General features: G+C 40.5%; 16 protein-coding genes. 5 read left to right on the forward strand and 11 right to left on the reverse strand.

Annotated features, from left to right (window positions below; genetic code table 11):
- Window positions 1-42: 42 nt before the first annotated feature.
- Together lptG and lptF are read right to left on the reverse strand one after the other, a co-directional pair.
- Complete coding sequence (gene lptG, locus HQQ94_RS17870) at window positions 43-1,101, reverse strand: LPS export ABC transporter permease LptG (RefSeq protein WP_173295688.1); 1,059 nt, start codon at window positions 1,099-1,101, stop codon at window positions 43-45.
- Window positions 1,098-2,210 (reverse strand): LPS export ABC transporter permease LptF, encoded by a 1,113-nt coding sequence (gene lptF / locus HQQ94_RS17875; RefSeq protein ID WP_173295689.1) that lies wholly within the window; start codon window positions 2,208-2,210, stop codon window positions 1,098-1,100. Before lptF ends, lptG begins: the two co-directional genes overlap by 4 nt.
- 220 nt (window positions 2,211-2,430) lie before the next feature.
- Between lptF and pepA the strand changes: the two genes are divergently transcribed.
- Window positions 2,431-3,939, forward strand: coding sequence for a leucyl aminopeptidase (gene pepA / locus HQQ94_RS17880; RefSeq protein WP_173295690.1), 1,509 nt, complete (start codon window positions 2,431-2,433; stop codon window positions 3,937-3,939).
- 220 nt (window positions 3,940-4,159) lie between these two features.
- The gene (locus HQQ94_RS17885; protein ID WP_173295691.1) at window positions 4,160-4,576 is read left to right on the forward strand and encodes a hypothetical protein; all 417 of its coding nucleotides are present in this window, start codon (window positions 4,160-4,162) and stop codon (window positions 4,574-4,576) included.
- 50 nt (window positions 4,577-4,626) lie between these two features.
- On the opposite strand, the gene HQQ94_RS17890 is transcribed toward HQQ94_RS17885, so the two are convergent.
- The 5 genes from HQQ94_RS17890 to HQQ94_RS17910 form a co-directional block, all read right to left on the reverse strand.
- Entirely contained in the window at window positions 4,627-4,998 is a 372-nt protein-coding gene (locus HQQ94_RS17890; protein WP_173295692.1) for a hypothetical protein, read from the reverse strand.
- A gap of 231 nt (window positions 4,999-5,229) precedes the next feature.
- Complete coding sequence (locus HQQ94_RS17895) at window positions 5,230-6,147, reverse strand: IS5 family transposase (RefSeq protein WP_173293111.1); 918 nt, start codon at window positions 6,145-6,147, stop codon at window positions 5,230-5,232.
- 36 nt (window positions 6,148-6,183) lie between these two features.
- A complete protein-coding gene (locus HQQ94_RS17900) occupies window positions 6,184-6,699 on the reverse strand; it encodes an ankyrin repeat domain-containing protein (RefSeq protein WP_173295693.1) in 516 nt (171 codons plus the stop codon).
- Entirely contained in the window at window positions 6,677-6,877 is a 201-nt protein-coding gene (locus HQQ94_RS17905; RefSeq protein WP_173295694.1) for a hypothetical protein, read from the reverse strand. The genes HQQ94_RS17900 and HQQ94_RS17905 overlap by 23 nt, the downstream gene beginning before the upstream one ends.
- A 49-nt stretch (window positions 6,878-6,926) precedes the next feature.
- Window positions 6,927-7,130: a hypothetical protein gene (locus HQQ94_RS17910; protein ID WP_173295695.1), complete on the reverse strand. Its 204-nt coding sequence runs from the start codon at window positions 7,128-7,130 to the stop codon at window positions 6,927-6,929.
- Window positions 7,131-7,366: 236 nt separating this feature from the next.
- Between HQQ94_RS17910 and HQQ94_RS17915 the strand changes: the two genes are divergently transcribed.
- The 3 genes from HQQ94_RS17915 (at window position 7,367) to HQQ94_RS17925 (ending at window position 9,135) form a co-directional block, all read left to right on the forward strand.
- The gene (locus HQQ94_RS17915) at window positions 7,367-7,648 is read left to right on the forward strand and encodes a hypothetical protein (protein ID WP_173295696.1); all 282 of its coding nucleotides are present in this window, start codon (window positions 7,367-7,369) and stop codon (window positions 7,646-7,648) included.
- A 169-nt stretch (window positions 7,649-7,817) separates the two neighbouring features.
- A complete protein-coding gene (locus tag HQQ94_RS17920) occupies window positions 7,818-8,588 on the forward strand; it encodes an SDR family oxidoreductase (protein ID WP_173295697.1) in 771 nt (256 codons plus the stop codon).
- Window positions 8,589-8,658: 70 nt separating this feature from the next.
- A complete protein-coding gene (locus tag HQQ94_RS17925; RefSeq protein ID WP_173295698.1) occupies window positions 8,659-9,135 on the forward strand; it encodes a GNAT family N-acetyltransferase in 477 nt (158 codons plus the stop codon).
- Window positions 9,136-9,276: 141 nt separating this feature from the next.
- On the opposite strand, the gene HQQ94_RS17930 is transcribed toward HQQ94_RS17925, so the two are convergent.
- The 4 genes from HQQ94_RS17930 to potA form a co-directional block, all read right to left on the reverse strand.
- A complete protein-coding gene (locus HQQ94_RS17930) occupies window positions 9,277-10,563 on the reverse strand; it encodes an FAD-binding oxidoreductase (RefSeq protein ID WP_173295699.1) in 1,287 nt (428 codons plus the stop codon).
- A 108-nt stretch (window positions 10,564-10,671) separates the two neighbouring features.
- Window positions 10,672-11,499: an ABC transporter permease subunit gene (locus HQQ94_RS17935; protein ID WP_173295700.1), complete on the reverse strand. Its 828-nt coding sequence runs from the start codon at window positions 11,497-11,499 to the stop codon at window positions 10,672-10,674.
- Window positions 11,496-12,401, reverse strand: coding sequence for an ABC transporter permease subunit (locus HQQ94_RS17940; RefSeq protein WP_173295701.1), 906 nt, complete (start codon window positions 12,399-12,401; stop codon window positions 11,496-11,498). The genes HQQ94_RS17935 and HQQ94_RS17940 overlap by 4 nt, the downstream gene beginning before the upstream one ends.
- Before the next feature lie 11 nt (window positions 12,402-12,412).
- Window positions 12,413-13,561, reverse strand: a complete 1,149-nt coding sequence (potA, locus tag HQQ94_RS17945) for a polyamine ABC transporter ATP-binding protein (protein ID WP_173295702.1) — start codon at window positions 13,559-13,561, stop codon at window positions 12,413-12,415.
- Between the last annotated feature and the right edge of the window lie 22 nt (window positions 13,562-13,583).

Genomic DNA, 13,583 nt, shown 5'->3' on the forward strand with positions numbered 1-13,583 from the left:
TTATAACCATTAAAAGCATCGATAAAAAACAAGCTGCTAATATTATTTCCTAATAAAATAAATCGCCACAGCACTGAATATCAAGGCTGGCATCATGGCGCCAATATAAGCTGGCAGTCCATAAACTAATGTCATAGGGCCAAAAATTTCACTACTAATATAAAAAATAAAACCTGCAATAACCCCCAGCAGAACTCGAGCACCCATAGTGACGCTTCTTAACGGACCAAAGACAAATGAGAGTGCCACCAACATCATCACAGCCACAGTCACTGGCTGCATGAACTTTCGCCACAATGCCAATTCATAGCGAACTGAATTTTGATTGTTCACTTTCAAATAATCTAAATAATCCATTAAACCTTGTATCGACAAGGACTCAGGTTTAACGGATACCGCACTCAGTTTGTCTGGCGTCAAGGTCGATTGCCAATTATATAAGGTTAAATCAGTTAACGTTATCTTCTCATCAGTCAAATCGGTTTGCCTAACATCGATAAGACGCCAATGATCGTTAGAGAAAATACCGCGCTCAGCATGGATAGTTCGGATCAGTGAGAGTGTCTCATTAAACTCATACAACGTAATATTACGTAGATGATTAATATTTTCAATTTCACCTATATTAACGAAAAGATCACCATCTTTAGCCCAAATTCCACGACTGGATTTAATTAAACTTCCACCAGATGTTTTCATCGCCTTAAGTTCATTTGCTCTTTTCTCTGCTTCCGGTGCTCCCCACTCTCCGAGTACCATGATCATAAGCATTAATGGAACCGCAGTTTTCATCGCCGATAATGCAATTTGAAACCTTGATAACCCTGCAGACTGCATTACCACTAATTCAGAATTTGATGCCAACATCCCCATGCCAATCAAGGCACCTAATAGCACTGCCATAGGAAAAAACATCTCTATGTCTCGTGGGAGTAAAAACAAAACATAAATCCCAGCATCGACCATCGAATACGTTCCACGGCCCACTACACGTAACTGGTCTACCCACTTAATAATGCCCGACAACCCAGTAAGAATAAGTAAACACAAGGCTGAAGTACTGACCAAAGTGCGGGCAATATAGAAATCTAAAATTCTCATGCGACACCTTGCTTACGTTTAAAAAGCCCTGTGAATTTAATGCCTGAAGTTCGCTCTTTACCTAGGAGTAACCCTCCAAAAAACAAGGCTGACAAATGGATCCACCACATGCCAAAATAGCTGGGTATCACCCCATCCTCTAGCGCTTTTCTTCCCGCAATCATCAAGCCAAAATAACCAAGATACAGTAAAATAGCAGGAAACATTTTAGCAAACTTTCCTTGGCGCACATTAACACGAGCCATAGGCACTGCTATTAACGTCAGCAAAGGAATAGACAACGGGATAGCCAAACGCCAGTGAAATTCCGCATTGCTCTCAGGCCCCTCTAGCGCCATTAATTCTTTCAAAGGGAGTGCTGACAGTTCAAGACCACGCTCGTTGATCTCTTGATCTTTTATGTCCATTTGATAATGGCCAAACTCAATCACTTGAAAATTAACTTCCTTAGCTGTTGCTTGATACTGCACACCATTATGGAGCTGTAAACGTTGCCCGCCGGTTTCGTCTTCAATAACCTTACCCCCTTGGGCAACCACGATATGGCTCAGTCCAACTTCAGCTTCCGGATCCGGCAACTGTGCAACAAACACCTTATCCAATTCGTTATCGCGGCCAATTTTCTCAACAAAAAGTACAGCCCTACCGTTAGAACTAGTTTGAAAACGCCCAGGAGTTATTGCCGCTAAACCTGCTTCAGATTGTCCTTGCTCGAATACCTGATTTTGCTGCTCTTCAGCCCAAGGTTTAACATAAACAGAAAGTACTCCGGTTATCAACATATTGACTACTGCTAAAAGTAGTGTCACTCGAGTAATGTACCACTCACTGACACCTACATTATGCAATACCACCATTTCACTTTCAGCATACATACGGCCATGGGCCATTAAAATACCCAAAAATAAGCTTAAAGGAAGGACCAAGACTAATAGCTCAGGTAAATTGAGCCCCAAGAGAGTCAAGACTAATGAGGTGGGAAAATCCCCGTCAGAGGCATTTGCCAATACACTGACAAAACTTTGGCTAATAAAAATAGCTAACAATACAAAAAGTACCGCTATTTGTGCCTTTAAAACTTCTCGAATCAAGTATCTAAATACAATCACAGGCAGGATCCAACCTCTAAACTTATAATTATGCTGGTGTCAGTCACACTTTCATGTAGACTGTCTAGTTTCGGTAGTTTTGTAACCAGCTATCAACTAAAAATGGCAAGAAAAACACCTAAAAACAAACTATTGGTGTACCAATTTCAGGCCCGCTTGGGCGCAAGCAGACATTATCTAATAAATAATAATATTTGTCTTTAAGAATCTAGGAGAGCTCATGGAGTTTAGCGTTAAAAGCGGTAGTCCAGAGAAACAACGATCGGCTTGTATCGTCGTTGGCGTATATGAACCTCGACGTTTATCTGGTATTGCCGAACAGCTTGATAAAATTAGTGAAGGATACATCAGCAATCTACTTCGTCGCGGTGACTTGGAAGGAAAGCCAGGACAGATGCTACTTTTACACCATGTACCAAACGTGCTTAGTGAACGTGTGTTACTGGTTGGGTGTGGGAAGGAGCGTGAACTCGATGAACGCCAATATAAGCAAATTATCACAAACACCATTAAAAGGCTTAATGAAACAGGTTCTATGGAAGCCGTTTGCTTTTTAACTGAATTGCATGTTAAAGGTCGTGATACTTATTGGAAAGTACGTGAAGCAGTTGAAACCACACAAAACTGCCTTTACAGTTTCAATGTACTAAAAACCAACAAAGACGAAACTCGTCGTCCCCTACGTAAGTTAGTTTTCAATGTCCCCACTCGTCGAGAATTGGCTGTCGGTGAACGGGCAATTGAACACGGTATTGCCGTCTCTTCAGGTATGCAACTTTGCCGTGATGTCGCTAACATGCCACCGAACATCTGTAACCCCGCCTACCTAGCTTCACAAGCACGTCAAATAGCTGAAGTCAGTGAAGAGCTAACCGTGACAACTGTCGGTGAAGAGCAAATGGCGAAAATAGGCATGAACGCTTATTTAGCCGTCGGACGTGGCAGTGATAACGAATCCATTATGACCATTATGGAATATAAAGGTGCACTCGACAGCACTCAAAAGCCCATTGTCTTAATCGGTAAAGGCCTCACGTTTGACTCCGGTGGCATCTCACTTAAGCCAGGTGAAGCCATGGATGAAATGAAGTACGACATGGGAGGCGCAGCAGGTGTGATTGGAGCGATGAAAGCCCTCTGTGAAATGAAATTACCTATCAATGTTGTCGGTATTCTTGCTGGTTGTGAAAATATGCCTTCTAGCAATGCTTACCGCCCAGGCGACATTCTCACGACAATGTCGGGGCAAACGGTCGAAGTATTAAACACCGATGCCGAAGGTCGGTTAGTGCTCTGTGATGTATTAACCTATGTTGATCGCTTCGATCCTGAACTCGTGATTGATACAGCAACGCTAACCGGAGCCTGTGTTATTGCACTGGGTAAGCACGCATCTGGTCTGTTTTCTGGGCACAACCCACTCGCACATGAACTGTTAAACGCAGGAGAGCAAAGTGGTGATCGTGCATGGCGCATGCCTTTGTGGGATGAGTATCAAGAACACCTTGAGAGCCCATTTGCCGATATGACTAACCTAGGCGGTCGCGCTGGCGGTGCGATCACTGCCGCTTGTTTCTTGTCACGCTTTACTAAAAAGTACAATTGGGCACACTTAGATGTTGCAGGTACCGCTTGGAATAGTGGTGCGAATAAAGGTTCAACCGGACGTCCAGTTCCTTTGCTGACTCAATTTTTGATCAATCGAGCCGGTGTTGAACAAGGCGATTAAACATCAAAAAAATTACCATTGATGTAAACATAAAAGGTGAAGTATGCATACTTCACCTTTTTCCTCATGTATTGAATTAATATGACCTATTTCACCCGTTTTGATTTAGATAGATCATCATAATCCCTCTAAAATGAAAAATGATTCATCGTATAAAAATATGAATTACATTGTTTTTCTGTGTAATATAAAAAGTATTATGAGATAATTTGAACAATATATGAACCACATAATACCCTCACTTGAAGAAACAATTGAACTGCAAAAAGGTGAAGTAAAAATCATATTCTCAGCTCAGGTATTTTTTCCTGAACAAGATCAAGAACTATGGCGAAGCCATGTGATATTTAAAGGGCATAGAAACTATGAGTCTCACACTCCAAGTGACAGTCGCTACCAGTCTTTTATACTAGCACTAGGAACAATAAAATACTTATTCGAAGAAGCACTTGACGAAGGTTGGCGCTTCCCGCCTGAAGCACAACGAAAAATATCAGACCAACAGAAAATGGCTAGCCCACCAACAGATGAAGCGCTCTACATAGATGTTATGTTTGGTTTTGGTGAAAAATCCCATGCTTTTTATAGTAACCTAGACTATTTCCCACAACACAATCAAATAGAAACGGATACATAATCAATTAAATGAAATTAGTTTGTCTGCAACATTGACTCTAAACTAAGGAACTACACCTGCTCCCTAACCACGTCATTTTTGATATCTTCAAGCGAATTGTTTTCTAAAATGACAATGTCCGTTTGAGCCAAAATGTTATGTACTGTAAAAGGCTCAATCTCGATCACTGATGGTTCTCTGACTTCTAGTGAATGGACATCAGTCTCACCCACTTTTCTATATTTCAATAAAATAGCCCCACTCAACAACACAAATGTTTTATTTTTAGTCCCTAAGTTCAAACCTTGATGATAGCTATTCCCGCTTAGCACTCCTTCGAATCTAGTGATATAGATAAAAGCCCCATAATCCTTTACATTAAAACAACACGTCTTACCACGTTCATCTTCACCTATTTTTTCAAATTTTTTAACTGTCAACATTCTATTCTACCCCTCTATAAATTCAGTATGTAACTAATTTCTTTACCTGACATCGTGGATTCCATCCAGTCGAAAGGAGTCATATCAATCGCATTTTCAATGCTAATAAACTGAGATTTTTGTTGATAAAGCTTTCTCGTAAAGATAATTTTATTCGTTCTCAGCAGTGCATTGCGGCGTTGTTGCTCAAATCTCGACTCTAAACGCAGCAACCCAAGGTGTTTCACCCAATTAGGCAGCGTGTTTCCTAACTGGCATTCCTAACCCTATGACTTTATTCATTGCTTTAACACCCGCTAACGCTTCACCTACCTGAGCGTTATAATCCCGAAGACTCAGTTTTGGACTAATTAACTGTTTATATCGATACATCGCTGTTTCTGATAGTGATCTCTGATGATAATCATTATCCTGTTTCCATTGCGCTAATTGGTTAGCCTTGAGTGCTTTTACTGCTTCATTTCTGGGGTGGTCATCCTCCCAATATCCAGCATGACTTCTCGGAGGGATAGTTGGCTTGCATCCTTTGCGCTGAAGTAGTTTATGACATGCCTTAGTGTCATAGGCACCATCAGCTGAGACTTGAGTTATATTTCTTCTTAATGGGTTAAGTAATGTGGGAAATACTTCATTATCGGCAACGTTAACTAAGCTTATTTCAGCTGACACAATTTCATGGGTATTACTATCCACTGCAAGGTGTAGCTTTCGCCAAGTACGGCGTTTTTCTTTACCATGCTTACGCGTTTTCCATTCTCCTTCTCCATAAACTTTCAGACCTGTTGAATCAATCACAACATGTGCCGCAGAGCCACGACTCGGTGCTCGATAGTTGATCTCAACAGTCTTAGCTCTTTTGCTTATACAGCTATAACTTGGTGAGGTCAGTGGCACATCCATAAGTTGAAATACAGAGTTGGTGAATCCTTCAAGTGCTCGTAATGACAAGTTAAAAACGCCTTTCACAACGAGTGCTGTTTCAATAGCAACATCAGAGTAAGTGAACCCTCGACCACGACGCCCGTGGTGTTCACAACAATACCAAGACTTAATTGCTTGCTCATCAATCCAGAAAGTGAGTGAGCCTCGATTAATCAACGCCTTATTGTACTGAGACCAATTGGTTATTTTATGTTTAGATTTTCCCACTTTTCAGCTTCCGTATAGCTATCTTTAGGGATCAGATCACGCTAACGGCAAAAGGTTCCCTCGATTTAGGAAACAAGGCTGTGCATTGCTCTCAGTATTTTTTGATGACCAATGCAAAGCTGATGCATTAAAAACATTCAAAGTATTATGCTCGATCAATGCATTGATGTGCTGATAATGTCCTTTCTCAGCAGCAATATGCAAAGGTGTAAATCCAAAATTATCTTGTAATGAGGCTATATTGGGGATAAAAGGAATCAAACTTGATTGATGATAAGCAGCAAAATGCACTGGATATTGACCTTTCGCATTGGGCTGTTCTTTTAACTTAGGACTTAGCTCAACGAGCTCTAAACTAAAGCAATGATCAAGAAGTAATGCATAATGCAACTGATTATTACCATTGCAGCACTGTCCCGGTAACACAACTTTTCTATCCAATGCATCAATAAATGGGTAACAATCATTATCTATCTCAGCCATTGGATCAAAGAATACATTCGATAGAGTGACCAATCCATTATTTAATTTATAGTCTCTCAACACTCTCATCTACAACAACCTCAATTTTTTTTGCTGGTAAAAATTTACGTATGAAATCATGACAAGCTGAAATACTTTTGAATGTTGCAACCCCTCCTCTTTTGGTGACGAAAAAGACATTTTCACCTTTTGCTGTCACTCCGTAAAAATGCACTGAATCAGCTGATATCACCATCTTAATCGACATATCACTCCTTTGAATAACGCTCCCCATATCCTCCTTATATGGGTAAACTTTAATCGTCACAGAGCTTCACCATGATATTGTTTTTCCCTATTTTTTTCAAAAAAATAAACACTGTATCAGCACTTTTAAACCGCTTAACGTTTCCTTTAGCATCAGACACCGTCCACTCTTCATCGCTACTAGTAAAGGTGACAATATAACCGAACTTATCTTGCTGAACGACAATTGTTTCAACCAGACCAATCGCACTCATTATCCTTAGTTTATCAAACGAACAGACGTTCACATCAATAACACCATTAGTTAGTTTAGGTTTACATCATTCAAGAACATAATATCAAGAAACCAGCTACCAATTTCTACATATTGGTATATTATAACTGAAAATGTGATATTGATATGGTTGTCGACAAAATTAAAAAGCCAGCTAGCTCCATTTTACAATAATAAGAATAAGGCACTAGCCACTTTTGACTAAGGAATGATGAGATGTCCCACCAACATAATGCTTCGGCAATTAATAATGATATTTGGTTATCTTTTGACACTATGCTCATTCTCACCTTAATCTTAATTTTTATGACATTTGTAGGTATGCTTTATCGCTGGGATAACCCTGCTGTCGGAAAAACCAGAGTTTTCCGCCATGTATTCTTAATGACCTTTGCTTTAATCACAGTGTTGGGAAGTATATCGGTACTCAACATGGATATTCGAGGTGAAGGCCAGTTTTGTTCGCTAACAAATAAACCATCAATAGAAACCAAATAACAACATAAAAAAACACAACATCAGTGCTTTTTTGATGGCTAAATGATAAAGTAATGCCCTCTAAGCTCGCCTTACTAAACACCACTAAGCCATTAAAAATATTAAAAATAAAACAAAAAAAGTTTGATTTCTACACATCTATATTTAAAGTGCATCATAACGAGAAAATATGCCTGTTATTACTGTTCAACAAAAAACCAAAACAATTTTAATTACAGGGGGGAGCCGTGGGATCGGAGCTTCCATTGCCAGATTAGCTGCTAAACAAGGTTTTAATGTTTGTATTACTTATTTTAACGATAAAGATACCGCAGATAGCTTAATTCATGAGCTAACTAAAACAGGCATTAAAGTCAAAGCGGTTCAATCTGATGTCGGCAATGAGAAAGACGTCATTCAGCTATTTCAATATATAGACCGAGAATTTGGCAATCTTTGGGGCTTAGTCAATAATGCTGGAATTGCCATTAATCAAGGACGATTAGAAACCTATACCAAAGAGCGAATTGAGCGCGTATTTTCCACCAATGTATTTGGGCCAATTTATTGTTCTCGTGAGGCAGTTAAACGTATGTCAACCAAACAATCTGGCACGGGTGGCGTCATCATTAATATCTCTTCCATTGCAGCTCGTTTAGGATCGCCTGGTGAATATATTGACTATGCAGCTTCCAAAGGCGCTATTGATACATTAACAATAGGATTAGCTAAGGAAATTGCCGATGAAGGTATTAGGGTTAATGCAGTAAGTCCTGGACTAATAGATACCGAGTTTCATGCTCAAGCTGGTGAAAAAAATCGTATCGAACGAATAAAAAGTGCCATTCCAATGCAACGGCCGGGGCAAGCTTCTGAAGTGGCTGATTCCGTCATGTTCTTACTGTCAGATAAAGCGTCTTACATTACAGGTTCGATATTGGATGTGTCAGGTGGTCGCTAGTCATTGCGGCTTCTTAATGAGTAAAATCCCTTAGAACATAATGTTCACGGTATAGAGGTGAGAAACGTAAATGTTGACTATTGAAAAGCTACAAGAATGCGATCTATCTAAAGTGTTAAAAATTACTTTACCTGAAACACAAATTAAATTTGCAGAAACAGCAAAAGATTTTTTATCTGATAATAATGACACTACCCATCTTCATGTTATTAAGTTAAATAATACCATCGTTGGCTTTTTTAAAATTGATACAGCATATTCATCTGTATACGATTTTTGTTCAGACACAGGAGTAGGGTTGAGAGCGTTTGTGATTGATGCTAAACAACAAGGGAAAGGTATAGGCTCTAATGCTGTAAAAGCCCTTTTTCCTTATCTACAAGCACATTACCCTGCTTATAATACAATCTATTTAACCGTAAACTGTAAAAATGATGGCGCTCGGCGTTGTTATCAAAAGGGGGGTTTTATTGATACAGGAGATACGCTTTTAGGCGGAATTGAAGGACCTCAATACATCATGCTTGGTGAAATTAAAGCCAACTAATCAAGCTACGGTCAGTGGAAAAAGAGAAACTGACTTAGAATACTTAGGGATATTTTTGCGTGAGTTTGCACAAAAGTGTAGTTTATTAAAGTCGTAAAATAGTCTCTCAATGTGGCAATAAATTATCAAAATAGAAGTTAGCTAACCTCCCAATTTATCACGCATAGTGTAATACCAAGCGCCAATAGCACTAAAAGGCACTTTAAGCATGTGCCCTCCAGGAAATGGATAATGTGGTAAATGTGAAAAAGCATCAAAACGGGTCGCTTGTCCATGTATTGCTTCAGCCAAAATTTTCCCGGCTAAATGAGTGTAGGTCACACCGTGCCCACTGCAGCCTTGAGAATAATAAATATTTCCACCGATGCGCCCCACTTGAGGTAAGCGAGACAAGGTCAGTAGAAAATTTCCAGTCCAAGCAAAGTCAATTTTAACTCCTGTTAATTGTGGGAATGTGGCTAACATCTTAGGACGAATAATCGCCTCAATATTGGCAGGATCACGGCCACCATATACGACTCCTCCTCCATATATAAGACGCTTGTCAGCCGACAATCGAAAATAATCAAGCAGGTAATTACAATCTTCAACACAGTGATCTTGTGGTAATAAATGATTCGCTAAGTCATCACTTAATGGCTCCGTAGTTAATACCTGCGTCCCACAAGGCATCGACTTAGCCTGCAACTCAGGCATAATATTATTGAGATAGGCGTTACCAGCAATCACAACAAACTTGGCTTTAACAGAGCCTTTAGCGGTAACGATAAGTGGATTCGCTCCTTGTTCAATCCTAATGGCAGCGGAATTTTCAAAGATTTTACCTCCTAGTGATTCAACTGCAGCAGCTTCCCCTAACGCCAGGTTCAATGGGTGAATATGACCACCACTCTTATCGAGTAAACCACCAATATAGCGCTCTGAATTAACACATAAGCGGATATCGTTGCCGTCAAGCAGTTCGAGCTGATCAACATGCCCATGTTTTTCCCACAGTTTTTTTTGTGCTGTCAGGTGCTGCATCTGCTTAGAATTAAGCGCTGCAAATAGGCCTCCATGCTTTAAATCACATTGAATATGGTATTTGTGGATTACGTCCTTAATAATGCGAGCACCTTCAAACGCCATTTCACCGAACATCTTTCCCCTCTCTTTACCAACCACTTTTTCAATGGCATCGATATCGCGGCTAAAACTGTTAACGATTTGGCCACCATTACGACCTGAAGCGCCCCAACCTATTCGAGCAGCTTCCAATACCGTCACACTTAGCCCCAACTCAGCAAGATGTAGCGCCGTCGACAACCCTGTATAACCCGCGCCAATCACGCACACATCAGATGATATATGATCAGCCAGTGGCTCCCTCTCTACTGTATTATTTGCCGATGCAGCATAATAAGAAGCTACATGAGGTACACCAATCATAACTTTCACCTTAATATTTAATATACAAACAACTCGTTAACACGCTTAAAAAGTAAAATAAATAGCCATACTTTTGGGTTACAGAGCCATCAATTTTTACATCTCTAATTAGTTGACTGGATATTTGGTTTTTAATGCACCACGACGAGCCATATACCATGAAATAAATGCGATCAAAGAGACGGTCAAAATGATCAGTGTCGCCAACGCATTAATCTTAGGTGATACCCCCATGCGGACAGAAGAAAACACCACCATTGGCAACGTCGTTGCCTCTGGCCCAGATGCAAAACTGGCAATAACTAAGTCATCAAGTGAGAGACTAAAGGATAATAACCATCCTGCCGCGACTGAAGGCATAATCATCGGCACAGTGATGTAACAGAACGTCGTCAATGGTGTAGCACCTAAATCTTGAGCCGCTTCTTCAATAGACAGATCAAGTTCACGTAAGCGAGCAGATACAATAACGGCCACATAAGCCGCACAAAAAGTTGAATGTGCTACCCATAGCGTTAACATACCCCGCTCAGCTGGCCAACCAAACATATCCCCCATTTGTACAAATAAAAGTAAGAGAGACAATCCAGTGATAATCTCAGGCATCACTAATGGTACCGTGATCATGTTAGCCAAGGTCATTTTACTTCGCGATCGCTTGAACCGTGTCATCACTAAAGCCGCCATCGTACCTAACAGCACCGCCATGGTAGAGGCAAAGAATGCGACTCGTAAACTGATCCATACCGCATCAAGGATCTGCTCATCTTTAAAAAGCTCTCCATACCATTTGGCTGACACGCCGCCCCAAACCGTCACTAATTTAGATTCATTAAACGAATAAATCACTAAAACAAACATCGGGGCATAAAGAAAAACCATGCCTAACCAAAGTATTATCGTCGAAAAACTAAAATGCTTTAATTTGCGACTCATGTGCCTTGATCCATACTTTTCCATTGATAACGGTGAAACAAGGTAATAGGAATAATTAACAGCACCAGCATCACCATTGCCAATGCAGATGCAACAGGCCAGTCACGATTATTAAAGAACTCCTGCCACAAGACTTTACCTATCATCAGCGAATCAGGACCACCCAGCATTTCAGGAATAACAAACTCACCCACAACAGGAATAAAAACCAACATGGCTCCTGCAATTATTCCACCAGTAGATAAAGGCAATGTGATTTTCCAAAACGTATTGAACGAGCGAGAACCTAAGTCAGATGCTGCCTCCAATAAACTGACATCAAGTTGAGATAAAGTCGCATAAAGTGGTAAAACCATAAAAGGAAGATAGGTGTAAATGATCCCAATATAGACGGCAAAATTAGTATTTAGCATCTGGATAGGCTCAGAGATAACCCCCAGCCACAACAAGAAATTGTTAACCACCCCATTGTTACTTAGTATTCCCATCCAAGCATATACTCGAATAAGAAATGAAGTCCACGAAGGCAACATGACCAGTAAAATTAATAAAATTTGCTTATCTTTTGGCGCTCTGGCTATTGCATAGGCCATAGGGTACCCAATAATAAGGCAAGCTAGCGTGGTAATACTGGCCATTTTTAATGAGCCAAGGTAGGCATGCATATACAAAGGATCATCGAAAATAAGCCAATAATTACCTAAGTTCAACAAGAGTTGTAGGGAGTCATCGGCATAACTGAACAAAGATTCATAAGGTGGAATAGAGAGCATTGCAGTTGATAAACTGAGCTTTAATATCACAGTAAAAGGCAACGCAAAAAATAACAGTAACCAAAAATAAGGCACTGCCATCGTCCAAAATTGCCCTGTAGGCAATACAGATATAAATCGCTTTTTCATCAATAAATCTCTTATGAACTGAGCACCACAGCACTCGTGTCCTCCCAGCTGATGAAAACCTTATCTTGCCAGCTTGGAAAATCTGAATGTCTATCATGATTAGTCATCACAGATTGGACAACCTGATTGTTCGTTAGTCGAATGTAATAAACTGAAGTCCCACCTAAGTACACAATATTATTGACGACACCTTCACACCAATTAAACTCGCTTTGCGGTTGCTCGCGGGTTATACGCGTGTGCTCAGGTCTGAGTGCTAACCAGATGTTCTTGTCTTCCACATGAGTCGAGATACCATGAGAAAGATAAAAATTCTGTACAAGATTAGGCGCTTTGATAATGGCACGATCAACCTCATCGACAAGCACCTTACCTTCAAATAGGTTAACAGAGCCCACAAATTCAGCCACCACACGCGATGAGGGTTTCTCGTAAATTTCCACCGCAGAGCCTGCCTGAGCTATCCAGCCATGAACCATAATCGCAATACGCTCAGCCATCATCATCGCTTCATCTTGATCATGGGTCACCATCACACATGTCACCCCAACAGCTCCCAGAATATCGCCCACTTCAAGTTGCATTTGCGTTCTTAGTTGCTTATCTAAAGCCCCCATGGGTTCATCAAGTAGCAGCAGTTTTGGACGTTTTGCCAACGATCGCGCTAATGCTACACGCTGACGCTGACCGCCGGATAACTGACTCGGTTTACGTTTAGCAAAGTCTTGCATACGTACCAGTTCCAGCATTTCTTTCACACGGGCAACTATCTCATTTTTTGATAGCCTATCTTGTTTCAAACCGAAAGCGATATTTTGCTCTACTGACATATGAGGAAACAAAGCATAAGATTGAAACATCATGTTAATTGGGCGTTCATGAGGCGGCATATGAGTAATATCAACGCCATCAAGCACAATGCGGCCTTCTGAGGGCTGTTCAAAACCCGCTAACATTCGTAATAAAGTCGACTTGCCAGAACCCGAACCGCCCAAAAGTGCAAAAAGCTCACCCTGATGAATATTCAATGACACATCATCAACGGCACGAACATCACCAAAAAATTTACTTACCCGCTCAATTTTCAGTAACACTTTCCCTTGTTTCTTGGTTTTGGACTGGGTTGTGTATCTATCAAGCATACAAGAAGCACTAGCCATAATACTCTCCACTAAAGACACC

Origin of the sequence: Shewanella sp. VB17, from assembly GCF_013248905.1 — a bacterium.
Classification (GTDB): Bacteria; Pseudomonadota; Gammaproteobacteria; order Enterobacterales; family Shewanellaceae; genus Shewanella.